The sequence below is a fragment of the Seohaeicola sp. 4SK31 genome (genome assembly GCF_028802875.1).
Lineage (GTDB): Bacteria > Pseudomonadota > Alphaproteobacteria > Rhodobacterales > Rhodobacteraceae > Seohaeicola.
Genome location: NZ_JARAMP010000020.1, coordinates 24593 through 47269, shown reverse-complemented (window position 1 = coordinate 47269; position 22677 = coordinate 24593). Strand labels below are relative to the sequence as shown.

Below are 22677 nucleotides of genomic sequence, written 5' to 3'. Positions count from 1 at the left end.
CCGTTGGCCGGGGCGGCTTTTTCATGTGTGTCAGATGAAGGCCAAGCTGATCTGCGGCACCAAAGCGAACAGGACCAAGGCCAGCAGGGTCACGACGAAAAAGGGCAGGGCCACGATGAACACCTTGATCGGGCTGACCTTGGCGACATTGGACGCAATATAGAGACCGATGCCCACCGGCGGTGTCAGCAGCCCCAGGATCAGGTTGATCGATACGACGACGCCGAAATGGATTGGATTGATCCCGTAGACCTCAGTCGCGATGGGCAAAAGGATCGGCACCACCATGATCAGCCCCGCGATCCCGTCGATCACGGTGCCGACCAACAGCAGGATCACGAGCACGAGCAGCAGGAAGGCCGTCGGTGTCTTGGCCACGGTTTCGATCCAGGCGGCCACGGTCTGCGGGACCTCGCCAAAGACCAGCACCCAGGAGAATACGCCCGCCGCTGCCACAAGGAAAAGCACCAGCGCCGAGTTGATTCCAGTGCGCAGCAGGATGGCGCTGAAATCCTTGACCTTGAGGGTCTTTGTGAAGAACAGGCCCAGAATGGTCGCGCAGAGGGCCCCCAGAGCTGCCGCCTCGGTCGGGGAGCCGTAGCCGCCCATGATCGTGCCTATGATGATCGCCGGGATCAGCAGCATCGGGGCCGCGTCGCGCAGGGCGCGCAGGCGTGCGCTCCAACTGATGCTCTCACCGCGCGGATAGTCGTGCCAGTAGCCCAGCACTGCGATCGTGCCGATGAACAGGCCCGTCAGGATGATCCCCGGCAGCAGCCCTGCCAGCAGCATGTCCCGCACCGCCAATTGCGCCAGCACCGCATAGACCACAAAGACGATCGAGGGAGGAATGATCGGCCCCAGTAGCCCGCCGAAAGCGGTGATGGCGGTCGAGAAATCGCGCCGGTAGCCCGCTTTCTCCATCTCGGGGACCATGACCTGCGTCATCATCGCGATCTGTGCCGTGGCCGATCCGAGGATCGAGGCCACCATCATGTTGGCGATCAGGTTGATATAGGCCAGCCCCCCCTTGAGGTTGCCGACAAAGACCGCCGCCAGCCGGATCAGGCGCTGGGTGATGCCGGTGCCGTTCATCAACTCGCCGATCAGGATGAAAAGAGGGATGGCCAGCAGACCGAAATTGTTCAGCGCGCTGAACAGTTGCAGCCCATAGCTGTCCAGCAGCACGCCATTGCCGGAGGTCTGGATGAACACCAGAGCCGAGGCGCAGAGCACAAGGCCGATCGGCAGGCCGATCAGAACCATCACGAAAAAGGCGAAAGCGGTCATTGGGTCATGTCCATGGCAAGGCCGGCGGGGTCCATCGGACGCTGGAGCAGTCCGAGATCCTCGCACAGATTGGTCAGCGCATGGATCGTGATCGCCACCGCGAAATAGGGAATGATCAGATAGAGCAGATAGGCCGGCGTCCCCGTGATGGCGGTCCGGTCCGTATAGATGAAATTGAACGTCGCGGCCTGAAAGGTATTGATGTCGAAACCCACGCTGATCATCTGCACCGGATCGAACCAGCGCAGGCACAGATAGACCAGCAGGGTGCCAAAGATGGCGGACAATGCCGAAACGCTGATCCGCAAGACACGGCAGGCTTGTGGTGGCAGGAATTCATGCAGCAACAAAACCGCGGGATCGATCCGGGCGCGCAGCATCAGCGATGCGCCGACAAAGCCGGACAGGACCATGGCATAGACCCCGACCTCATCCGCCCAGGCCAGCGTGATGCCGATCATCCGCAGCAACACATTCATCAGCACGGACAGGGCCAGAACCGCGATGAGGCATCGCAGAACGAGGCGTTCAAGGGCGCTCAGCCCGGCCGAGAGCTTGGACAAGGTCATGGGAATCATGGGGCGCTTTTCATGCAAAGGGGGTCCGGCAAGGAGGGGTATCCTTGCCGGAATCTTGAAAAGATCAGAACGCGGCTGTCAACGCGCGCAGACGGGCGACATAGGGCGTCTTGGCGGCCCATTCGGCATCCCAGCGGGTCACGATGTCACCGAAGAATTCGGATCCCACATCTTCCGTGATCGTCAAGCCTTCGACTGCCTTCAGACGGTCCAGCTTGCTGTCCTCTTCCGACACGAACCGGTCGATGGTCTGATCGCAATGCTTCTGCGCGGCGTCCTGCACGATCTTCTTGTCCTCGTCCGACAATTGCGCCCAGACCCGGCCCGAGATCAGTGCGACCATCCCGAACATCTGATGGTTGGTTTCCAGCATGTTCTTGGCATGATCGAAATAGCCGAAATTCAGGATGGATTCGTGATCCATGTCGATGGCGTCGATCTGTCCATTGGCCAGCGCGTCATAGACCTGTGTCAGCGGCATCGGGGCGGGGGCCGCGCCGAACATTTCGAAGAAGTTCTGGATCGGCGGGGCGGGCGTGATGCGGAAGCGCAGACCGTTCAGGTCCTGGGCCGAGGCGATCGGGGTCTTGGTCATGATCTGGCGCATGCCGGTCATGGCATAGCACAGGCCCACGGTGCCGGTCGCGGCGGGCAGAGCGTCCAGAATCTCGCGCGCTTCATCCGAGCGCAGCACCTTGGCGGCATCCGCGATGTTGTCGACAAGGAAAGGCGCATGCAAAGCGCCCAGATCCGGCACGCGCACCGTAAGCCCTGCTGTCGTCAGCCAGGCCATGTCAAGCGCACCTGTCTGCAGCTGTTGCAGCATCGTCTCTTCATTGCCCAGCTGCCCCGACGGGAAGGCCGTCACGGCCATGCGCCCGCCCGACATCTCGCCCAGCGTGACGCCCATGGCATCGACTTCCTTGTTCCAGACATGGACCGGCGGGGTGATCAGCCCGACCCGGAAGGTCTTGTCCTGTGCCAAAAGCGCGCCGGGTAGCGCAACCGCCAATGTGACGGCCAGTGCAGTCGTGAGTTTCAACATATGTCTCTCCTGTTGGGTGGTGCCCGAGGTCCGGTATTCACCGGCTCCCATGCGTCAGTTTCTTGTCTGTCTTGGTCGTTATTATTGTTTGTGTAGAAACATCTTTGCGGGTTTCATTTCTGTCAAGACCAAACATGTGGTTGCGCTATATGAATACGAAAAGGCAGGCAAAGTGACCGGATTTCCGGCGCGCGCGCATGAGGCGCAATCAACGCCAGCCAAAGAGGTATGGCGTCACGCGATACGGCGTCCCAGCGGTGCGCCGCCTTCGAGATAAATCTGTGGGGGAATTCACCCCGCAAGGGGGAAGGTGGCGGAGAGACAGGGATTCGAACCCTGGGTCGGCTTGCACCGACAACGGTTTTCGAGACCGCCGCATTCGACCACTCTGCCACCTCTCCGTGGGGGTCTGGTGGGTGCGTTTAATCCCAACGGCAGCGGGTGGCAAGGGGGCTTTTGGGGAATTTTCATCGCGCTCCAGCCCGTTTGAAGGGAGCCTTTCCGGGGCGTTGCTGCGGGGCAGGGCGGCGATCACCCGGTTTTGCATTGCCCGTGCGGACAAATGGCTTAGGCTTGTCGGTAAGGTCTTGGATGTTCATATGCGCCAAGGCAGAAACAATACATGTTCGGGACCGATCCCCGAGCCCGACCAGGAGAGCCATTCCATGTTGTCAAAGGTACCGGGCCTGTCCGGCCCGTTCCCCGCCACGTCGACCCTTTCGCAGGGCTTGCGCGCGTTTGTGGCGACGCTTGGCCTTGCATTGGTGCTTGTCACGCCGCTGCGTGCGCAGGTGCAGGAGACCGATAGGCTTGAGGCATTCCTGACCGTCACCGGCTTTGATGCGGCGCTTGATTCCATAGCCCTGTCGGCGGGGGACGCGCCGCTGATGCTGGGGCGGACGCCGACGGAATTCGGGGCCGATTGGACCCGGACCGTGGCGGAGGTTTTCGATCCTGCGATGATGCGCGAGATGGCGCTTGAGATCCTGGAGAAGGCGCTGACGGATGATCTTCTGACCCATGCGGTGGAGTTCTACGCCTCGGATCTGGGGCAGCGACTGGTCGCGGTCGAGAACGCGGCGCATTTGTCCGATGACGGGGACATGCCGCGCCTTGAGGGCGAGAAGATCATCGCCGACCTGCTGCGGCAGGGCGCGCCGCGTCTGGAGATCCTGCAACGGATGGGGCCTGCGATTGACCCGAAGGACGGCGCGGTGCGCGCGGTCGAGGAGATCCAGATCCGCTTTCTTCTGAGCGCCTCGGCTGCTGGTGTGGTTCCGATGGAACTGGACGAGGCGACCTTGCGGGTGCTGATGGAGGATCAGCGTGCCACGCTGCGGCAAAGCATGCGTGAAGCGTCGTTGGCGCAATCGGCCTATGTCTACCGCGATTTCAGTGATGAGGATCTTGAGACCTATGTCGCTGCGCTGGAGCATCCCGACATGCAGCGTGTCTACGAGTTGATGAATGCCATTCAATACGAGATCATGGCGAACCGTTTCGAGGTGTTGGCCGGACGGATGGCCGATCTGCACCCGGGCGAGGAACTCTGAGATGCGGGGGGCGCTTTCCCTGACCTGGGGGTGGCGCGTGCTGGCGCTGATCCTGATGCTGTGTCTGCCTCCGGTCTGGGCCAAGGCCGAAACCGTGTCACCCGCGCAGGCGCAGCGCGTCACCGCCTTGATGCAGGTGATGGGTCTGGACGAGATCATCGCCATCATGCGCGAGGAAGGGCTGGCCTATGGCGCAGAGCTGGAGCGGGACATGCTGGCCGGTGAAGGCGGGTCAACCTGGGAGATGCAGGTGGATCGCATCTATGATGTGGACAAGATGACTGCGTTGGTGCGCCGTCAGTTCATCGCCGCCTTCGGCAGCGCCGACCCTGAACCGCTGGTCGCGTTTTTCGAGGGCAAGACCGGGGAGCAGATCGTCGCGCTTGAAATCGCCGCCCGGCGCGCCTTCATGGATGAAGATGTGGAAGAAGCCGCGCGCGCCGCGTTCCGGCAGGTCGCCCCCGATCTCGAGGCGCGAAGCCCCCGCAACATAGACCCGCATCTGTCCGCCATCGAAGCCTATATCGAAGTCAATGACCTGATCGGCTTCAACGTCATGGGGGCGCTGAATGCGAATATGCTGTTCTATCGCGGGCTGGTCGATGGCGGTGCGATGGAGATGTCGGAATCCGATATCGTCTCGGATGTCTGGGCGCAGGAGGACGATACCCGCGCCGAAACGCGCGAGTGGATCTATGCCTTTCTGATGCTGGCCTATGAGCCGTTGGCACCCGAGCAGATCAATGCCTATGCGGACCTGTCCAAGACCGAGTCGGGACGGGCCATGAACCGGGCGCTTTTCGAGGCGTTCGACCTGATGTATGGCGAGTTGTCGCGGGCTCTGGGGGCGGCTGTCGCGGGCCAGATGCTGGGCGAGGATCTCTGATCGCGGGGCGTCACGCTGGGGTGTTTTCTGCCATATCGCGCTTGACTTCCTGCCGGATGCACCGCATAAGCCCGCATCTCGGAAAGGGCGCGATGCTCTTGCCGTGCATATCATTCATCATCGCCCGCAAGGGCGCGCTGTTCGAGGTGGCACCGGATCCTGCCCGCAAGGTGACAAGATCCCGCCGAAACGCCCTCAGGGGGACCACAGGACGCGGCAACAAAGGGAAAGACATATGTTCGCGGTTCTGAAAACCGGCGGCAAACAGTACAAAGTCCAGGCCGGCGATACGCTGCGCGTGGAGAAACTGGCCGCAGACGCAGGTGAGACTGTTCAATTCAACGAGGTGCTGATGCTGGGCGGTGACAAGACCGTTCTGGGTGCACCGATGGTGGCAGGCGCGGCCGTGCAGGCCGAAGTGATCGATCAGGTCAAAGGCGAGAAGGTCATCCATTTCGTCAAGCGCCGCCGTAAGCATGGCTCGCAGCGCACCAAGGGTCACCGTCAGAAGCTGACCCTCGTCCGGATCACCGAGATTCTGGCATCGGGCGCAGACAAGACCGGCGTCAAGGCTGCCACCGGGCAAGCGCCTGCTGGTGCCGTGGCCGAGGCCGCACCCGCCAAGAAGGCAGCCCCCGCGAAGAAGGCCGCGAAAGCGCCCGCCGCTGGCGATGCCGCCGCGAAACCGAAACGTGCCGCCAAAAAAGCGGCCGAGACCAAGGAGTAATCCCCCATGGCACACAAGAAAGCAGGCGGTTCCTCCCGCAACGGTCGCGACTCTGACGGTCGCCGCCTTGGCGTCAAGCTCTATGGCGGTCAGGCCGCCATTCCGGGCAACATCATCGTGCGCCAGCGCGGCACCAAATGGTGGCCGGGCGAGGGTGTGGGGATCGGTCGTGACCACACGATCTTCGCCACGTCCGAGGGCAAGGTGACCTTCCATAAGGGCCTGAAAGGCCGCACCTTTATTTCGGTCCTGCCGGTGGCGGAGGCCGCTGAGTAAGCCGTCCTTCAGGTGAGACACACGAGGGGATCGGCAAAGCAGCCGGTCCCCTTTTGCTTTTCCGGCCCGTCCCCAAGGCAGGCCGGAGGCGCGTTCCGGCCCCGATCTGTTCACAGAACCGCCATGCTAGGGTGGCACAGATGGGGGCGCCAGGGGGCAAGGGAAGACCCTGTCGTCGCATCCGGGGAGGGCGTGGCGAGAGGGGTGACGAGTAATGCCGGGGATGCCCTAACGGTTGTGTCCCGGCCGGTGCAGCAGGCCAGACCAGTTTCGGAGGAGACGACGGATGAAGATCGACCCCATACTCGCCCAACCGGTGATCGCGACCGAGCGTTTCGACCTGCGCCCTTTGCGTCTGTCGGACAAGGGCCTGATTGAAATGCACGGGGCCGACCGGCGGGTGGCGATGAATACGCGGTCCATCCCGCATCCGCTGCCGCCCGGCGCGACCGAGGCTTTCGTGGCCCGTGCCGTATCGCCGACACGGACCGAGGATGTCTGGGCCATGGATGGCACCAAAATGGGCGGGCCGGAGGTGATGGGCGTCATCAGTCTGGCCCGGATGGAGCGCAACCAGTCCGAGGTCGGCTACTGGGTGGCGCCCGCCTACTGGAATTCCGGTGTCGCCTCGGCGGCGGTTTCGGCGCTGGTGGCGGCCAATCCGCAGTCCTGCCGGACGATGTTCGCGGAAGTGTTTCAGGACAATCCGGCCTCGGCACGGGTTCTCACCAATTGCGGGTTCGAGTATCTGGGCGATGCCGAAACCTTTTCGGTCGCACGTGGCGCCAAGGTGGCCACCTGGACCTATAGTCGAAAACTGGATTGAGCAGGGCAGGGCCTTTGCGATAGGGGAAGACCATGAAGTTTCTTGATCTCGCAAAGGTCTATATTCGGTCCGGTTCGGGCGGCGGCGGAGCGGTGAGCTTCCGCCGCGAGAAGTTCATCGAATTCGGCGGCCCGGATGGGGGCGACGGTGGCTCGGGCGGGTCGGTCTGGGTCGAGGCGGTCGATGGTCTGAACACGCTGATCGACTTTCGCTACCAGCAGCATTTCTTCGCTCAGAACGGACAGCCCGGCATGGGGCGCCAGCGGACGGGCAAGGATGGTGACGATATCGTGCTGCGCGTGCCCGTGGGCACCGAGATTCTGGACGAGGACGAGGAGACTGTTCTGGCCGACATGACCGAACTGGGTCAGCGCGTCCTTCTGGCGCGCGGCGGCAATGGTGGCTGGGGCAACCTGCATTTCAAGACCTCGACCAATCAGGCGCCGCGTCGCGCCAATCCGGGGCAGGAGGGCGTGGAGCGCACGCTGTGGCTACGGCTCAAGCTGATCGCGGATGCCGGGCTGTTGGGGATGCCCAATGCCGGCAAGTCCACCTTTCTGGCGGCGGTTTCCAATGCACGCCCCAAGATCGCGGATTACCCGTTCACGACGCTTCATCCCAATCTGGGTGTCGTGGGGATCGACAATGCCGAATTCGTCATGGCCGATATCCCGGGCCTGATTGCGGGCGCGTCCGAGGGGCGCGGGCTGGGGGATCGCTTTCTGGGACATGTGGAACGCTGCGCCGTGCTGCTGCATCTGGTCGACGGCACCTCGCCCACATTGGACGAGGATTACCGGGCCATCATCACCGAGCTTGAACTCTATGGTGGCGATCTGGCCGACAAGCCACGCGTGACGGCACTCAACAAGATCGATGCGCTGGATGAGGAGGAACGCGAGGAAGCGCGCGCTCGCCTTGAAGCCGAGGTGGGTGGCCCCGTGCTGATGCTGTCGGGCGTGACCGGCGAAGGTGTGCCAGAGGTGCTGCGCGCCGTGCGCGCCCAGATCACGGCAGACCGGCTGCGCCTGAAACAGGCCGACGAGGATGAGGATCAGCCGTGGCGTCCCTGACCGATAGTGTCACCACATCGACATTGCGCCTGACCGCCGCGCGCCGGGTCGTCGTTAAGATCGGATCTGCCCTGTTGGTGGACCGCAAGACCGGCCTTCTGCGGCAGGATTGGCTGGCAGGGCTGGCGCAGGACGTGGTCTGGCTGAAATCCCTCGGCAAGGATGTGATCCTTGTTTCCTCGGGCTCTATTGCGCTGGGGCGCGGCGTGCTTGGCCTGCCATCCACCACCCTTGCGCTGGAACAGTCGCAGGCCGCCGCTGCCGTCGGTCAGATCCGTCTGGCCCGCGCCTATGAGGAGGTGCTGGCCCCCCATGGCATCACCACGGGGCAGGTGCTGGTCACGCTGGAGGACAGCACGGACCGCCGCCGCTATCTGAACTCGCGCGCCACGATGGAAATGCTGATCGGTCTGGGCGTGGTGCCCATCGTGAACGAGAATGACACCGTCGCCACGGATGAAATCCGCTACGGTGACAATGACCGTCTGGCCGCGCAGGTCGCGGTGACTGTTGGCGCAGATCAGTTGATCCTGCTGTCGGATGTGGACGGCTTCTATTCCGCCAATCCCCAGATTGATCCGGACGCGCAGTATTTCCCCGTGATCGACCGCATCACCCCGCAGATCGAGGCGATGGCCGGTGACGCAGGCTCGGGCTTGTCGAAGGGCGGCATGAAGACCAAGCTGATGGCCGCCAAGACCGCCACAGCGGCCGGATGTGCCATGGCCATCACCGAAGGGTCGGTTCTGCGGCCCCTGCAGGCTTTGGCACAGGGCGCGCGCGCCACGTGGTTCACCGCACAGGTCGATCCGCAAGCGGCGCGCAAACGCTGGATCGCGGCGATGAAACCGCGCGGCGAGGTCACGCTTGATGCGGGGGCTGCCCGCGCGCTTTCCAGCGGCAAAAGCCTTCTGCCTGCCGGTGTGACTGCCACAAACGGCCGCTTCGGGCGCGGCGATCCGGTGGCGATCCTTGGCCCGGATGGCGCCTCGCTGGGGCAGGGCTTGATCCGCTATACGGCGGCGGAAACCGCCCTGATCCTGGGGCATCGCAGCGACGAGATCGAGACGATCCTGGGTTATCCGGGCCGTGCCGCGCTCATTCATCGGGACGATATGGCGCTGTAACCTCTTGTTTCTTCTTGCCTGAAATATCCCCGCCGGAGGCTTCCGGCCCTGCAAACGGACCTGACAGATGACGCAAAGCCAAGACCTTTCCGCCCAGATGGACATGATCGGCCGCCGCGCCCGTGCCGCCGCCGCAGAGTTGGCCTTTGCCCCATCAACTGCCAAGGCAAAGGCCTTGAACGCTGCGGCCGATGCGATCCTTGCCCATAGCGAGGCGATCATCGCCGCCAATGCGCTTGATCTGGACTACGGCCGTGGCAAGGGGCTCAGCCCTGCGATGATGGACCGGCTGCTGCTGGACGCCGGGCGTATCGTCGGGATCGCCGACGGGCTGCGCGCGGTGGCGGCGCAGGATGATCCGGTGGGACGTGTTCTGGCGGAATGGGACCGGCCCAATGGCCTGCATATCGCCCGCGTCGCCACACCCTTGGGCGTGATCGGCGTCATCTATGAAAGCCGCCCCAATGTGACAGCGGATGCGGGCGCGCTCTGCCTCAAGGCGGGCAATGCCGTGATCCTGCGCGGCGGATCGGAAAGTTTCCATTCCTCGACCGCAATTCACGCCTGTCTTGTCGAGGGTCTGCGCGCCGCAGGCTTGCCCGAAGATGCGATCCAGCTGGTCCCGACCCGCGACCGCGAGGCGGTCAGCGCCATGTTGCGCATGACCGCATGGATTGACGTGATCGTGCCTCGCGGTGGCAAGGGGCTGGTCGGTCTGGTGCAGCGCGAGGCGCGGGTGCCGGTCTTTGCCCATCTGGAGGGGATCGTGCATATTTTCGTGGATGCCAAGGCCGATCCCGATCTGGCGCGGCGTGTGGTTCTGAACGCAAAGACCCGGCGCACGGGGATCTGCGGGGCCGCCGAATGCCTGCTGATCCACCGCGATATCGCGGCCACGCTGGGTGCGGATCTGATCCGCGATTTGCTGGCCGCAGGGGTCGAGGTGCGGGCGGATGCGGCGTTGCATCATGTCCCCGGCACTGTGCCCGCGACAGAGGATGATTGGGGGCACGAATATCTGGACAGCATTATCGCCGCCCGCGTGGTGGATGATATCGACGCAGCCATCGCGCATATCCGGCAATACGGGTCCAACCATACTGACTGCATCCTGACCGAGGATGCGGATGCGGTGGCGCGGTTCTTCGAGCGGCTGGACAGTGCGATCCTGATGCACAACTCCTCGACCCAGTTCGCGGATGGGGGCGAGTTCGGCATGGGTGCGGAAATCGGCATTGCGACAGGCAAGCTGCATGCGCGCGGACCGGTCGGGGCGGAACAACTGACCAGTTTCAAGTATCTGGTGACCAGTGCGGGGGCCGTGCGCGGTTAAGGCCGCCGGTCAGAACCGCATCAGGATATCGCTTTCCGTCAGACGCAGGCTGACGCGTCGGCCCGCCTCCTCCAGCAAAACCGGGAGGAGGGCGAATTGCACCTCGGCGGGGCTGACTTCGATCTGGCTATCACCACTTTCCAGATTGGCCCATAGATCGGGCGTCTGGCGCAGCTTGTCGGCGGTTCCGCTGATTGCCCAGAGCCTGCCTTCGCGTGTCAGCGTGATCCGCCCGCCATAGGGCATCGCCGTCTCGAAACATTGCAGTGCCAGAAAGGCCAGACGCACCTCTGTCCGGGGCAGGTCTTCCAAAGGACCCCAGTGAAAACTGACCCGCGCCCCTTGCGCCACGGCCCTGAGGATGCTGACGATCTCGGCCCGGCCCATGGACTGATTTTCCGTTGCCATCCCATAGGCCACCCGGAAAAAGCGGATACGCGCATTCGCATTCTCGACCGAATCCGAGATCAGTGCGACTTCGGGCGTCAGGGCCGCGCCGGACATCTGCATCAGTTCCAGCCCATTCGTGATCGCGCCTATCGGGCTGATCAGATCGTGGCAGATACGCGAGCCTATCAACGCGGCAAGATTATTCGTACTGTGACGCAACAAGGTCTCCGATTTGAGGTAAGGACTTGACGGATATGAACGCGATTCTGGAGCCGGGGATGCTGGTGCGCCACCCCGACCAGCCCGATTGGGGGCTGGGGCAGGTGCAGTCCAATATAGGTGGCAGGATCACGGTCAATTTTCCAGAGGCAGGAAAGGTTGTCATCGACGGCTCCCGCGTCTTCCTCATGCCTGTCTTTGATCCGTCAAACTAGTTAACAAAAGGTTACCACGACTCGTCTTTTCCTCCCATGTGGCGCTGCCGCAGCTGATCCATTGTCATTTTGTCAAAGGTTTCGGGTGGTTGCCACGGATCAAGTCATTTTCTAGAAACAGGGACATGCCCCCAGCGGATGCCGCAGAATGATCCAAGCCAAGCCGCACTATGTCGTTCGTCTGGCCCGCAGCGAGGGTGACCTGCGCGCGGCGCAGCGGTTGCGCTATGCGGTCTTTGTCGAGGAACTGGGCGGCGGCGGGGCGCTGGTCGACCATACCAACCGTCTGGAGCGGGACCGTTTCGATCCTTACTTCGATCATCTGCTGCTACTGGATGAAAGCCGCGCGCCGGATGACCGCGTGGTCGGGGTGTATCGCCTTCTCAGGGCGGATCAGGCCGCTCAGGCGGGGCAGTTCTATTCCGAGGATGAGTATGACCTGTCGGTTCTCAAGGCCAGCGGGCGACCGTTGCTGGAACTGGGCCGATCCTGCCTGCACCCCGACTATCGCGGCGGCATGGGGATGTATCACCTTTGGCATGCGCTGGCTGCCTATGTGGAGGCGCATGGGATCGAGATCCTGTTTGGTGTTGCCAGTTTCCATGGCACCGATGTGGATGCCTTGGCGGCGCCTCTGTCCTTGCTGCATCATAGGCATCTGGTCCCGGATGACCTGCGGGTGACCGCGCGACCCGAGGGGTTTGCCGCCATGGACCGCATCCCCGCAGCGGCGCTCGATCGCAAGGCGGCCATGCTGGCGGTGCCGGCACTGATCAAGGCCTATCTGCGGCTGGGTGGATTCGTGGGGCAGGGCGCTTTCGTGGACCGCGCCTTCAACACCACGGATGTCTGTCTGGTTCTGGACGTGGCCCGCATGAACGAAAGCCAGCGCGCCATTTACACCCGTCCTGTTTCAACGCGGCCGGTGTCTCCATGACCGGTGCCTGGGTGCCCCCGCCAGAACCGCCCGCGCAGTCGCTGACGGCTGGCGGATGGATCAGGCTGATACTGCGCGGGGCGGTTCTGGGCAGCATCACCTTTGGCGGGTTGGGGCTCATGCTGTTGCTACGCCTGATCGAAAGGCCGCTCTTCGGCCTGCAGAGACCGGTGACACCCTGGCTGACGCAGGGCGTGTGCCGTGCGGCCTTCGTCATCCTTGGCATGAGGTATGTCGTGCGGGGCAAACGGATGGAGGAGCGTGGTGCGGTTGTGGCGAACCATGTCTCGTGGCTGGATATTTTCGCGCTGAATGCGCGCAAGCGGATCTATTTCGTGTCCAAGTCCGAGGTAGCAGGCTGGCCCGGCATCGGCTGGCTGGCGCGGGCCACGGGAACGGTCTTCATCAACCGCGATCCGCGCGATGCCCGCCGTCAACAGGATCTGTTCGAGGCGCGGCTGCTGGCAGGGCACAAGCTGCTATTCTTTCCAGAGGGGACATCGACCGATGGCACCTTGGTGCTGCCCTTCAAGTCCACGCTGTTTCAGGCGTTTTTCTCGGATGATCTGCGGCATCGCACATGGATACAGCCGGTGACACTGATCTACCGCGCGCCTGAGGGCGAGGAGGCGCGGTTCTATGGCTGGTGGGGCGATATGGGCTTTGGGCCGCATCTGGCCAAGGTTCTGGCGGCGCCGCGCAATGGATCGGTCGAAGTGGTCTATCACGCGCCGGTGCGGGTCGATGCCTTCCCGAACCGCAAGTCTCTGGCCGCTCATGTCGAAGATGTGGTGCGTGCCGGGCTGTTGCACGGCACGGCACAGGGATGACCGTCAGACCTGCATGGCTTTCGTCAGGCGCGCCAGTTCCACAACCGGATCGGCCTTGGACCAGATTTCATCCCCCAAGGCGATGAAATCGGTGATCGGGGCAAGCTGGCGGATCAGATCTTCGGTCAGGGCACCTTCGGCCACGACGGGCACTTCGATGATCTCGGACCACCATTCGAAAATCTCCAGTTCCGCGCGGCTGCCATCGCCCAAGGGGTTATCGCCCACGGGACCGAAGCTGATGTAATCCGCCCCGCCCTCGCCCGCGTTCATACCCTCATGGCGCTGGATACCGCAGAAGGCCCCGACGATCGCATCAGGGCCAAGGTCCTTGCGCACCTTGCGAACCGAACGCGCGCCATCGGTCAGATGGACGCCGTCAAGACCCAGCCGTTCCACCATCAGGACATGACTTTCGATCACCAAGGCCACGTCGCGGGCATGGGTCACCTCGCGCAGCGCATCGGCGGCGCGGGCCACGTTGTCCTCGTCCTTGCTGGCAAGTGCCAGACGGACGCAGGCCACGGCCTGCGCGTCCAGAACGCGGGCCAGAAGATCGGGAAACACCTCAAGATCGAAGGTCGGCGGGGTGATCAGGTAAAGCTGCGGCTGCTGCGGGGCGTCAGGCGTTTCGGCCATCGGGTCAGGCTCCTTGAATGTCATGGCGGTGTCATACCGGGGATTTGCGGCTTTGACCATCGGGCAGGTGATCCCATAACCGCTTGGAAACGGCGGCGCGCTGGCGTATCACGCGCCAGCCCTGACGGAGACCGCGATGCCCAGCCCCAAACCCCAGCCCGCCTTTGTCCTTGTCCGCCCCCAGATGGGCGAGAATATCGGGGCCGCCGCCCGTGCGATGTGGAATTTCGGGCTGGACAGGATGCATGTGGTGGGACCGCGCGACGGCTGGCCGAATACCCGTGCGGTTGCCATGGCCAGCGGCGCGGGGCGGCTTCTGGATGAGGCGCAGTTGCATGACGATCTGCCGGCAGCCTTGTCGGGCATGACCTATACCTTCGCCACCACGGCACGCGGGCGCGGTCTGACCAAACCGGTCTACAGCCCTGAACGCGCCATGGAACTGGCGGCCGAGATGGTGGCCCGCGGCGAGAAGGTGGCAGTGCTGTTCGGGCCGGAACGCGCAGGGCTTGAGAATGAGGACGTGGCGCAGGCCAATGCGATCATCACGGTTCCGGTAAACCCCGACTTTCCCAGCCTGAACCTTGCGCAATGCGTGCTGCTGACGGCCTATGAGTGGCGCAGGCAGACCGAACAGGTGCAGCACGAGATGGTCGAGATGGGCCGCACCGACTGGGCCAATGGCACCGAGGTCGAGGCGCTGGCGCGGCACTATGAAGAGCGTCTGGCCGAGGCTGGTTTCTTTTTCCCTGCGACCAAGGCCGACAGCATGAAAATGAACCTGCGCAACCTCTGGAGCCGGATGCGGCTGACACGCGCCGATGTGCAGATGCTGCATGGTATCCTGCGTCAAATGGTGCGCTGGAAAGAGCGGGGTCAGGTTCTGGACGATCCCGCAGACAAGCCCTAGGTTCGGCATCGACAGGAGACGACGATGACCAAGAAACGCGCGATTTTCGAAGAGGTTGCCACCGGGGCCGACAGCAGGCCCACACCGCAGGGCGGATTGATCGACAAGGGCCATACGGGCGCGCGTGGTGCGATCCGGGGCTGGCTGATGGTGCTTTTTGCGCTGGTGATGGTGATGATCGCCGTGGGTGGTCTGACCCGTCTGACAGACAGCGGCTTGAGCATCACCGAATGGCGGCCCCTGACCGGGGCGATCCCGCCCCTGTCCCAGGCCGACTGGGAGGCGGAGTTTGCCAAATACCAGCAGATCCCGCAGTTCCAGATCCAGAACCGCTGGATGGACCTGGATGACTTCAAATTCATCTATTGGTGGGAATGGGGCCACCGGCAGCTTGGTCGTGTGATCGGTCTGGTCTGGGGCCTTGGTTTTCTGGGTTTTCTTCTGGCGCGCAAGATTCCGGCGGGCTGGACGCCGCGCCTGCTGTTCATCGGGGCGCTAGGTGGTTTGCAGGGCTTCATCGGCTGGTGGATGGTGGCGTCGGGTCTGACTGGCAGCATGACCAGCGTGGCCAGCTATCGTCTGGCGACGCATCTGGGCCTGGCCTTCGTGATCCTTGGGTTCATCGCCTGGTATGTCTTTTTGTTGGGCCGGACCGAGCGTGACCTGCTGCAGGCGCGCCGCGCCAAAGAGGACAAACTGTTCGGCCTGTCCACGGGGCTGATGCATTTCGCCTTTCTCCAGATCCTTCTTGGCGCGCTGGTCGCCGGGATCGACGCCGGCCGCTCCTATACCGACTGGCCGTTGATGGGGGGGCAGGTGATCCCGCCCAATCCCTTCATGATCGAACCGCTTTGGAAGAATTTCTTCGAGAACCCCGGTCTGGTGCAGTTCATTCACCGCGTCAGCGGCTATCTGTTGCTGGCCTTCGGGATCATGGTCTGGCTGCGAGGTCGCAAAAGCGCGCATGAGGCCACGCAGAGGGCCTTCAATCTGGTCTTCGCCACGCTGCTGGCGCAGATCGTGCTGGGGATCGTCACAGTGATGACGGCCGCACCATGGGAAATCGCGATCCTGCATCAGGTGTTGGCGGTGATCCTCTGGGTGCTGATCCTGCGGGCGCGCTATCTTTCGGCCTATCCGGTCGTCACCTCGATCCGGGGGGCACGGGCATGAGCAACACGGCTGGCGCCTATGACGCGCTGATGGCGCATCAACGGCAGACCTTCGCCTTGGGACAGGTGGCGGGTCGTCTGGGCTGGGATCAGGAAACGATGATGCCGCGCGGCGCCGCCGATCAGCGGGCCGAGGAAATGGCCGCGATGGAAAGTGTGCTGCATGCGCGGCGCACCGATCCGCGTGTGGGCGATTGGCTGGCTGCGATTGACGAGGGCACGCTGGATGCGGTGGGCCGTGCGCAATTGCGCCATATCCGGCGCAGTTTCGACCGTGCCCGCAAACTGCCCGCCGATCTGGCCGAGGAACTGGCGCGCGTCACCAGCCGCGCGCAGGGTCAATGGGCCGAGGCACGGGCCGCCGAGGATGTGGCGGCGTTCCTGCCGGTGCTGGAGCGGATCGTGGCCCTGAAGCGTGCGGAGGCGGCGGCACTGGCCGCAGGCCATGATCCCTATGACGCGCTTCTGGATGATTACGAGCCCGAGGCAAAGGCGGCGGATCTTGAGGCGATGTTCGGCGCCTTGCGCGGACCCTTGGTGGAGTTGCGCGGGGCCTGTCTGGCGCGACCTGCACCGAAGGGTCTGTCAGGGCGGTTTGACGAGGCAGCGCAGATGCAACTGACGCATCTTCTGGCGCGGACCTTCGGCTATGACTTCCAGATCGGACGGCTGGACAAGGCGGTGCATCCCTTCTCCAGCGGGTCGGGGCGTGACGTGCGGATCACCACGCGGACCAATCGCGAGGACCCGTTCAACTGCTTCTATTCGACCATCCACGAGGTCGGTCACGCCTGCTATGAGCAGGGGATTGACGCGGCCTATGGGCTGACCCCGCTGGGGCAGGGCGTGTCTATGGGAGTGCATGAAAGCCAGTCCCGCATCTATGAGAACCAGATCGGCCGCAGCCGCGCCTTTACAGGCTGGCTTTACGGACAGATGCGCGATGCCTTTGGTGATTTCGGCATCAAGGACGCGTATGAATTCTACGTCGCCGTGAACCGCCTGCAGAACGGCTTTATCCGGACCGAAGCGGATGAGGTGCAATACAATCTGCATGTGATGCTGCGCTTCGATCTGGAACGCGCGCTGATAGCGGGGGATCTGGCCGTGGCCGATCTTGAGGCGGCGTGGAACGACCGCTTTCTGGCTGATTTCGGCTTTGCGGTCGATAAACCCTCGAACGGATGCTTGCAGGATGTGCATTGGTCTGTGGGATTGTTCGGGTATTTTCCGACCTACAGTCTGGGCAATGTCTATGCGGGGTGCCTGCATCAGGCGATGCGCGCCGCGCTGCCGGGGCTGGACGCGCAACTGGCGCAGGGCAATACTTCCGGGGCGACGGGTTGGCTGCGCGAGAGTGTGCAGCGTCATGGCGGGCTGTTCACGCCGCGCGAGGTGATCGCGCAGGCCGCAGGGATAGAGCCGTCGGAAGCCCCGTTGCTGACCTATCTCAAGGACAAGTTCGGCGCAATTTACGATCTGTGACGCTTGCCTCTACATGGTGAAAGGGGGGCTGCCTGCCCCCCTTCCAAACCCTGCGGGTTTGACCCCCCGAGGATATTTGACGCAAGAAGAAACCGGGGCTTATTCGCCCGCGGCCTCGACCTCTTCGTCGCCCTGATCGGCGATACGCGCGACCGAGACGACGACCTCGCCTGTGCCGGTGTTGAAGACCTTGACGCCGCCGGCCGAGCGCGAGCGGAAGGAAATTCCGTCCACAGGCACGCGGATGGACTGACCCTTGGAGGTGGCAAGCATCACCTGATCGTCCATCTCGACGGGGAAGGAGGCGACGAGGGCGCCGCCGCGCATCGCCTTGTCCATCGCAGTGACACCCATGCCGCCGCGTCCGCGGACAGGATAGTCATGGCTGGAGGATAGCTTGCCCGAACCATTGGCCGTGATCGTGAGGATCAGATTCTCGGCGGCGGACATTTCCGCATAGCGTTCGGTCGAGAAGTTGGGATCTGCGGGGGCTTCCTCATCTTCGGCCTCGGCATCATCGGCAAGACCGGCCATGGCGCGGCGCATCTTGAGATAGGCCGCCCTCTCTTCTGCGGTGGCGTCGAAATGGCGGATCACGGACATGGACACCACGCGGTCGTCACCCAAGAGGCGGATACCGCGCACCCCGGTGGAATCGCGGCCCTTGAAGACCCGCACATCAGTGGTGGAAAAGCGGATCGCGCGGCCCGAATCCGTGACCAGCATCACGTCATCATCCGGCGAGCAGATCCGCGCGTTTACCAGTTCTACATCCTCTGGCAGTTTCATCGCGATCTTGCCGTTGGATTTGACATTGGTGAAATCCGACAGCGCGTTGCGGCGCACATCACCCGCCGAGGTGGCGAACACGATCTGCAGATCGTCCCATTCCGTATCGGGGCGGTCCACCGGCATGATCGCGGCAATCGACACACCCGGCGGGATCGGCAGGATATTGACGATGGCCTTGCCCTTGGAGGTGCGCCCGCCCAGCGGCAGACGCCAGGTCTTGAGCTTGTAGACCATCCCGTCTGTCGTGAAGAACAGAAGCTGGTCATGGGTATTGGCCACGAAAAGGGTGGTGACGACATCCTCTTCCTTGGTCTGCATTCCAGACAGGCCCTTGCCGCCACGTTTCTGGGCGCGGAAATCGGCCAAAGGCGTGCGCTTGATATAGCCGCCCGAGGTGATCGTGACGACCATGTCTTCGCGCTCGATCAGGTCTTCGTCGTCCATGTCGCCAGCCCAGTCGACGATCTCGGTCCGGCGGGGCACGGCGAACAGCTCCTTCACCTCGCGCAATTCGTCCGAAATGATGCCCATGATCCGCTCGCGGCTGGCGAGAATCTCAAGGTATTCGCGGATCTTGGCAGCCAGTTCCTGCAACTCGTCGGTGACTTCCTTGACGCCCAGCTGGGTCAGGCGTTGCAGGCGCAGTTCCAGAATGGCACGGGCCTGGATCTCGGACAGGAAATAGGTGCCGTCCTCGTTCACCGTGTGGGACGGATCGTCGATCAGGCGGATATACTCCGCGATGTCGCGGGCGGGCCAGGCGCGGGTCATCAGCTTGTCACGCGCATCCGCCGCATCGGCCGAGGCGCGGATCGTGGCCACGACCTCATCGACATTGGTGACGGCCACGGCCAGACCGCAGAGGATATGGCTGCGCTCGCGGGCCTTGCGCAGTTCGAACGCGGTGCGGCGGGCCACCACTTCCTCGCGGAAGGCGATGAAGCTGGACAGGAACCGCAGCAGGGTCAGTTGTTCCGGCCGACCGCCGTTCAGCGCCAGCATGTTGCACCCGAAATAGGTCTGCATCGGCGTGAAGCGGTAAAGCTGGTTCAGCACCACCTCGGGTGTGGCGTCGCGCTTGAGTTCGATGACCACGCGCACGCCGTTGCGGTCGCTTTCATCCTGCACATGGGCCACGCCTTCGATCTTTTTCTCGCGCACCTGTTCGGCGATCTTTTCGATCATCGCGGCCTTGTTGACTTGATAGGGGATCTGCTCGACGATGATGGCGTAGCGGTCCTTGCGCAATTCCTCGATCTTGGTCTTGGCGCGGATAATGACCGAGCCACGCCCTTCGAGATAGGCCTTGCGCGCGCCAGAACGGCCCAGCATCAGGCCACCGGTGGGAAAATCCGGCCCTGGAATGTATTCGATCAGATCCTCAGACGTGAGGTCCGGGTTCTCGATCAGGGCCAGCGTGGCATCCACGACTTCGCCAAGGTTATGCGGCGGGATGTTGGTGGCCATGCCGACGGCGATACCGCCCGCACCATTGACCAGCATGTTCGGGAACCGTGCCGGCAGAACCGTGGGTTCGCGGTCTTTGCCGTCATAGTTGTCCTGAAAGTTGACCGTATCCTTGTCGATATCGGCCAAAAGGAAAGCGGCCGGCTTGTCCATCCGCACTTCGGTATAGCGCATGGCGGCGGCGTTATCGCCATCCATCGAGCCGAAGTTGCCCTGACCGTCCAGAAGCGGCAGCGACATCGAGAAATCCTGCGCCATCCGCACCAGCGCGTCATAGATCGCGCTGTCGCCATGCGGGTGGTATTTACCCATCACATCGCCCACGGGACGCGCCGATTTGCGGTAAGGTTTGTCGTGGGTATTGCCCACTTCGTTCATCGCATAGAGGATGCGGCGATGCACCGGTTTCAGACCGTCCCGCAGATCGGGGATCGCGCGGCTGACGATCACGCTCATCGCGTAATCGAGATAGGAGGTCTTCATCTCCTCGGTGATCGAGATGGAGGGGCCATCGAACACGGTCCGCGTCGGCGCGTTTTCGTCTTCGTTTTCAGGGGTTTCCGGCGTGTCGTTCACGTGATTTAACCGCTCTGTCCAGTTTCTCTATATCTTGTTGGGCAGACTATATCAGAGGCTGGATATAGGGTGCAATGCCGCAAGCCGCCTGCATTTGGCAGCCAGCGGATGTGATTGCTAACATACTGTTTTTATTGAAAAGTAATTTAACCTTGGCATGATTTTCCTATCGAGTCGTGAACAGGGTGACAACATGCAGGCTTCTGAAACGGAACTGATGCTCAAGGGCTATGGTCTGACCACTGCCGAATTCTTCTATCGCATGCCCGATTACCGCAATGTGCTGAACACTTTTGTCTGGCAGGACTATGACATCGCGCCGGATCACCCGCGGCTGTTCAAGTTCATCGAATTCTGGAATTCCCAGATCGAAGGGCCGCTGCATTCGGTGCGGTTCACCCATCGCAAGATGATCAGTCCGGGCGAATGGCGCAATGTCGTGGGGGAGTTTCGGCTGCATTGAGCCAAGGCATAGGCGCGGGTGAACCCCGCGCCGCGCCATGACGTCAGGGAATGATCCGGGTGTATTTCACGCCTTCCAGCGTGGCGCCGACCATGAGACCCGCCTGACCGAAGATCACCGCCAGAACCGGCGAGGTCGAGGTGGTGGTTTCCGCCCGCAGGTTGTCGGCCTGATCGTTGATCACATAGCCCACATCAGCACCAGCCGCCCAGCCTGAGGAGCGGCGGAAGCGTTGCAGCGCGTCATCGGTCATGAAGAACAGAACATGAGCGAATTGCTGTGCGCCGATCTGCAGGCCGAAACTGCCTTTGGTGGCCGAGTAGTAATCCACCGTGATCCCGTTGACGCGCAGCGCGCCGCGACCATAGCCGCCACCAAAGCCGAAACCCGCCTCGGTGATCAGAGGCATGACCAGCTGGCCCACCGATTTGTCGGCCAGATCCCGCGTATTGGGATAGGTGTTGTAGAGATAATTCAGCGTGGCTTCGACCCGGTTGTCGATCACCGCTGATCCGGGGCTGCCGATCCCGTTGCCGCAGGCTGCGGTGACGCTGACGCCGGCAAGGGCGCTCAACGTGAATGTCCGTCTGCTCATCTGGGTCATGTATATTGCCTGTTTGTTATGCTGCTGCCAGGTCCGGATGTTTTGTCATCTCCGGATATGCGCTGAATATAGAGGCAAATCAGCCTTATGTCACCAACTCTTGTGGCAAATGGTTTACGCCAAGCGCTTCCCGGCGGGGTTTCGCCACCGGGAGGCGATCACCCCTTTGCCAGTTTGCGCGCCACGGCGGGTGCGAAATAGGTCAGAATGCCGTCACAACCCGCGCGGCGGAAGCACATCAGGCTTTCCAGCATGGCGCGTTCGCCGTCGATCCAGCCGTTCTGAGCTGCGGCCTGAATCATCGCGTATTCGCCCGACACCTGATAGGCATAAGTCGGTGCGCCGAAGGCATCCTTGACGCGGCGACAGATATCCAGATAGGGCATGCCCGGCTTGACCATCACCATGTCTGCCCCCTCGCGCAAATCACGCTCGACCAGGCGGATCGCCTCGTCCGAATTGGCGGGGTCCATCTGATAGGTTTTCTTGTCACCCTTGAGCGCACCCGAGGCGCCCACCGCATCGCGGAACGGGCCATAAAAGGCCGAGGCGTATTTGGCGGCATAGCTGAGCAGCATGACATTGGTATGGCCGGCACTCTCCAGCGCCTGACGGATCGCACCAATGCGCCCATCCATCATGTCGGACGGGCCGATGATATCGGCGCCCGCCTCGGCCTGCGATAGCGCCTGTTTCACCAGCGCCTCGACCGTTTCATCATTCACGACCACGCCATCGCGCCAGAACCCGTCATGCCCATCTGAATTATAGGGGTCGAGCGCCACATCGGTCATGACCGCGATGCCCGGCACGGCGGCCTTGATCGCGCGGGTGGCGCGGTTGCTCAGGTTCTCGGGGTTCCACGCCTCGGCGCAGTCGCGGGTCTTTTTCGCCGGGTCCGTATAGGGAAAGAGGCAAATCGCGGGGATACCCAGATCGGCCGCTTCGCGCGCGGCCTCGACCACGCGGTCGACCGAGCGGCGGACGACACCGGGCATCGAGGCCACAGGTTCCTCGATCCCTTCGCCGTCCCGGACGAAGACGGGCCAGATCAGATTGCCGACCGAGAGCGTATTCTCTTGGGTCAGGGCGCGGATCGCGGGGGATTGCCTGGTGCGGCGAAAGCGGGTGGCGGGGTAAGCGGCCTGGCTGGGGATCATCGGTGCGTCATCTCATGTGGTCACCCTGCATGCGTGGCATGGATATTGGCGCATCTCAAGGGTAGGAATTGCCCAAAGACACGGCTATGGAAGCGAAAGCGTTG

22 protein-coding genes, 1 tRNA gene and 1 pseudogene are annotated in these 22677 nt (G+C 62.7%); 15 read left to right on the top strand and 9 right to left on the bottom strand.

The window, feature by feature from the left end; translation table 11 throughout:
- Positions 1-30 precede the first annotated feature (30 nt).
- The 4 genes from PVW27_RS16115 to PVW27_RS16100 form a co-directional block, all read right to left on the bottom strand.
- Positions 31-1290 carry a TRAP transporter large permease gene (locus PVW27_RS16115; protein ID WP_274559492.1) on the bottom strand — a complete coding sequence of 420 codons (1260 nt, stop codon included), beginning with the start codon at positions 1288-1290 and terminating at the stop codon, positions 31-33.
- The gene (locus tag PVW27_RS16110) at positions 1287-1868 is read right to left on the bottom strand and encodes a TRAP transporter small permease (protein WP_274559490.1); all 582 of its coding nucleotides are present in this window, start codon (positions 1866-1868) and stop codon (positions 1287-1289) included. The genes PVW27_RS16115 and PVW27_RS16110 overlap by 4 nt, the downstream gene beginning before the upstream one ends.
- Before the next feature lie 64 nt (positions 1869-1932).
- Complete coding sequence (locus PVW27_RS16105; protein ID WP_274559488.1) at positions 1933-2913, bottom strand: TRAP transporter substrate-binding protein; 981 nt, start codon at positions 2911-2913, stop codon at positions 1933-1935.
- A gap of 311 nt (positions 2914-3224) precedes the next feature.
- A tRNA-Ser gene (locus PVW27_RS16100) sits at positions 3225-3314 on the bottom strand.
- Between the two features lie 264 nt (positions 3315-3578).
- On the opposite strand from PVW27_RS16100, the gene PVW27_RS16095 reads away from it, so the two are divergent.
- From PVW27_RS16095 to PVW27_RS16060, 8 genes and pseudogenes are all read left to right on the top strand, one after another.
- On the top strand, positions 3579-4466 hold the full coding sequence (locus PVW27_RS16095; RefSeq protein WP_274559486.1) for a DUF2059 domain-containing protein: 888 nt from the start codon (positions 3579-3581) through the stop codon (positions 4464-4466).
- Between the two features lies 1 nt (position 4467).
- Positions 4468-5352, top strand: coding sequence for a DUF2059 domain-containing protein (locus PVW27_RS16090; RefSeq protein WP_274559484.1), 885 nt, complete (start codon positions 4468-4470; stop codon positions 5350-5352).
- Positions 5353-5587: 235 nt separating this feature from the next.
- Positions 5588-6037 (top strand): annotated as a pseudogene (rplU, locus tag PVW27_RS16085) (50S ribosomal protein L21); the annotation flags it as partial.
- A gap of 48 nt (positions 6038-6085) precedes the next feature.
- Positions 6086-6355, top strand: coding sequence for a 50S ribosomal protein L27 (gene rpmA / locus PVW27_RS16080; protein ID WP_274559483.1), 270 nt, complete (start codon positions 6086-6088; stop codon positions 6353-6355).
- Positions 6356-6641: 286 nt separating this feature from the next.
- Positions 6642-7181: a GNAT family N-acetyltransferase gene (locus PVW27_RS16075; protein WP_274559481.1), complete on the top strand. Its 540-nt coding sequence runs from the start codon at positions 6642-6644 to the stop codon at positions 7179-7181.
- A gap of 32 nt (positions 7182-7213) precedes the next feature.
- Positions 7214-8254, top strand: a complete 1041-nt coding sequence (gene obgE, locus PVW27_RS16070; RefSeq protein WP_274559480.1) for a GTPase ObgE — start codon at positions 7214-7216, stop codon at positions 8252-8254.
- A 23-nt stretch (positions 8255-8277) separates the two neighbouring features.
- Positions 8278-9381 carry a glutamate 5-kinase gene (gene proB / locus PVW27_RS16065; protein WP_274559542.1) on the top strand — a complete coding sequence of 368 codons (1104 nt, stop codon included), beginning with the start codon at positions 8278-8280 and terminating at the stop codon, positions 9379-9381.
- Between the two features lie 67 nt (positions 9382-9448).
- The gene (locus tag PVW27_RS16060) at positions 9449-10714 is read left to right on the top strand and encodes a glutamate-5-semialdehyde dehydrogenase (protein WP_274559478.1); all 1266 of its coding nucleotides are present in this window, start codon (positions 9449-9451) and stop codon (positions 10712-10714) included.
- A 9-nt stretch (positions 10715-10723) separates the two neighbouring features.
- Here PVW27_RS16060 and PVW27_RS16055 read toward each other — a convergent pair whose 3' ends face one another.
- The gene (locus tag PVW27_RS16055; RefSeq protein WP_274559477.1) at positions 10724-11323 is read right to left on the bottom strand and encodes a histidine phosphotransferase family protein; all 600 of its coding nucleotides are present in this window, start codon (positions 11321-11323) and stop codon (positions 10724-10726) included.
- A 26-nt stretch (positions 11324-11349) separates the two neighbouring features.
- Here PVW27_RS16055 and PVW27_RS16050 point away from each other — a divergent pair, with 26 nt between their 5' ends.
- The 3 genes from PVW27_RS16050 to PVW27_RS16040 all read left to right on the top strand — a co-directional run bounded on the left by PVW27_RS16050 (position 11350) and on the right by PVW27_RS16040 (position 13305).
- On the top strand, positions 11350-11538 hold the full coding sequence (locus PVW27_RS16050; protein ID WP_274559475.1) for a DUF3553 domain-containing protein: 189 nt from the start codon (positions 11350-11352) through the stop codon (positions 11536-11538).
- 148 nt (positions 11539-11686) lie between these two features.
- The gene (locus PVW27_RS16045) at positions 11687-12475 is read left to right on the top strand and encodes a GNAT family N-acetyltransferase (protein WP_274559473.1); all 789 of its coding nucleotides are present in this window, start codon (positions 11687-11689) and stop codon (positions 12473-12475) included.
- A complete protein-coding gene (locus tag PVW27_RS16040) occupies positions 12472-13305 on the top strand; it encodes a lysophospholipid acyltransferase family protein (RefSeq protein ID WP_274559471.1) in 834 nt (277 codons plus the stop codon). Before PVW27_RS16045 ends, PVW27_RS16040 begins: the two co-directional genes overlap by 4 nt.
- A gap of 3 nt (positions 13306-13308) precedes the next feature.
- Here PVW27_RS16040 and PVW27_RS16035 read toward each other — a convergent pair whose 3' ends face one another.
- Positions 13309-13968, bottom strand: coding sequence for a thiamine phosphate synthase (locus PVW27_RS16035; protein WP_432762086.1), 660 nt, complete (start codon positions 13966-13968; stop codon positions 13309-13311).
- A 112-nt stretch (positions 13969-14080) separates the two neighbouring features.
- Here PVW27_RS16035 and PVW27_RS16030 point away from each other — a divergent pair, with 112 nt between their 5' ends.
- Genes PVW27_RS16030 through PVW27_RS16020 form a run of 3 tightly spaced genes read left to right on the top strand, consistent with a single transcriptional unit; the run spans position 14081 to position 17511 of the window.
- The gene (locus PVW27_RS16030; RefSeq protein ID WP_274559469.1) at positions 14081-14854 is read left to right on the top strand and encodes an RNA methyltransferase; all 774 of its coding nucleotides are present in this window, start codon (positions 14081-14083) and stop codon (positions 14852-14854) included.
- A gap of 24 nt (positions 14855-14878) precedes the next feature.
- A complete protein-coding gene (ctaA, locus tag PVW27_RS16025) occupies positions 14879-16027 on the top strand; it encodes a heme A synthase (protein ID WP_274559467.1) in 1149 nt (382 codons plus the stop codon).
- Positions 16024-17511, top strand: coding sequence for a carboxypeptidase M32 (locus PVW27_RS16020; RefSeq protein WP_274559465.1), 1488 nt, complete (start codon positions 16024-16026; stop codon positions 17509-17511). The genes ctaA and PVW27_RS16020 overlap by 4 nt, the downstream gene beginning before the upstream one ends.
- Positions 17512-17610: 99 nt before the next feature.
- Here PVW27_RS16020 and gyrA read toward each other — a convergent pair whose 3' ends face one another.
- Positions 17611-20346, bottom strand: a complete 2736-nt coding sequence (gene gyrA, locus PVW27_RS16015) for a DNA gyrase subunit A (protein ID WP_274559463.1) — start codon at positions 20344-20346, stop codon at positions 17611-17613.
- Positions 20347-20539: 193 nt separating this feature from the next.
- Here gyrA and PVW27_RS16010 point away from each other — a divergent pair, with 193 nt between their 5' ends.
- Positions 20540-20809 carry an usg protein gene (locus tag PVW27_RS16010; protein WP_274559461.1) on the top strand — a complete coding sequence of 90 codons (270 nt, stop codon included), beginning with the start codon at positions 20540-20542 and terminating at the stop codon, positions 20807-20809.
- 43 nt (positions 20810-20852) lie between these two features.
- Here the strand turns inward: PVW27_RS16010 and PVW27_RS16005 are convergent, their stop codons facing one another.
- Positions 20853-21413: a YSC84-related protein gene (locus PVW27_RS16005; protein ID WP_274559459.1), complete on the bottom strand. Its 561-nt coding sequence runs from the start codon at positions 21411-21413 to the stop codon at positions 20853-20855.
- Positions 21414-21571: 158 nt separating this feature from the next.
- Entirely contained in the window at positions 21572-22573 is a 1002-nt protein-coding gene (hemB, locus tag PVW27_RS16000) for a porphobilinogen synthase (RefSeq protein WP_274559457.1), read from the bottom strand.
- Positions 22574-22677 lie beyond the last annotated feature (104 nt).

Excerpts from the sequence above, each read along its gene's own strand:
- PVW27_RS16115 (WP_274559492.1), bottom strand. The coding sequence starts at position 1,290 with ATGACCGCTTTCGCCTTTTTCGTGATGGTTCTGATCGGCCTGCCGATC.
- PVW27_RS16110 (WP_274559490.1), bottom strand. The coding sequence starts at position 1,868 with ATGATTCCCATGACCTTGTCCAAGCTCTCGGCCGGGCTGAGCGCCCTT.
- PVW27_RS16105 (WP_274559488.1), bottom strand. The coding sequence starts at position 2,913 with ATGTTGAAACTCACGACTGCACTGGCCGTCACATTGGCGGTTGCGCTA.
- PVW27_RS16095 (WP_274559486.1), top strand. The coding sequence starts at position 3,579 with ATGTTGTCAAAGGTACCGGGCCTGTCCGGCCCGTTCCCCGCCACGTCG.
- PVW27_RS16090 (WP_274559484.1), top strand. The coding sequence starts at position 4,468 with ATGCGGGGGGCGCTTTCCCTGACCTGGGGGTGGCGCGTGCTGGCGCTG.
- rpmA (WP_274559483.1), top strand. The coding sequence starts at position 6,086 with ATGGCACACAAGAAAGCAGGCGGTTCCTCCCGCAACGGTCGCGACTCT.
- PVW27_RS16075 (WP_274559481.1), top strand. The coding sequence starts at position 6,642 with ATGAAGATCGACCCCATACTCGCCCAACCGGTGATCGCGACCGAGCGT.
- obgE (WP_274559480.1), top strand. The coding sequence starts at position 7,214 with ATGAAGTTTCTTGATCTCGCAAAGGTCTATATTCGGTCCGGTTCGGGC.
- PVW27_RS16060 (WP_274559478.1), top strand. The coding sequence starts at position 9,449 with ATGACGCAAAGCCAAGACCTTTCCGCCCAGATGGACATGATCGGCCGC.
- PVW27_RS16045 (WP_274559473.1), top strand. The coding sequence starts at position 11,687 with ATGATCCAAGCCAAGCCGCACTATGTCGTTCGTCTGGCCCGCAGCGAG.
- PVW27_RS16040 (WP_274559471.1), top strand. The coding sequence starts at position 12,472 with ATGACCGGTGCCTGGGTGCCCCCGCCAGAACCGCCCGCGCAGTCGCTG.
- PVW27_RS16035 (WP_432762086.1), bottom strand. The coding sequence starts at position 13,968 with ATGACATTCAAGGAGCCTGACCCGATGGCCGAAACGCCTGACGCCCCG.
- PVW27_RS16030 (WP_274559469.1), top strand. The coding sequence starts at position 14,081 with ATGCCCAGCCCCAAACCCCAGCCCGCCTTTGTCCTTGTCCGCCCCCAG.
- ctaA (WP_274559467.1), top strand. The coding sequence starts at position 14,879 with ATGACCAAGAAACGCGCGATTTTCGAAGAGGTTGCCACCGGGGCCGAC.
- PVW27_RS16020 (WP_274559465.1), top strand. The coding sequence starts at position 16,024 with ATGAGCAACACGGCTGGCGCCTATGACGCGCTGATGGCGCATCAACGG.
- PVW27_RS16010 (WP_274559461.1), top strand. The coding sequence starts at position 20,540 with ATGCAGGCTTCTGAAACGGAACTGATGCTCAAGGGCTATGGTCTGACC.
- PVW27_RS16005 (WP_274559459.1), bottom strand. The coding sequence starts at position 21,413 with ATGACCCAGATGAGCAGACGGACATTCACGTTGAGCGCCCTTGCCGGC.
- hemB (WP_274559457.1), bottom strand. The coding sequence starts at position 22,573 with ATGATCCCCAGCCAGGCCGCTTACCCCGCCACCCGCTTTCGCCGCACC.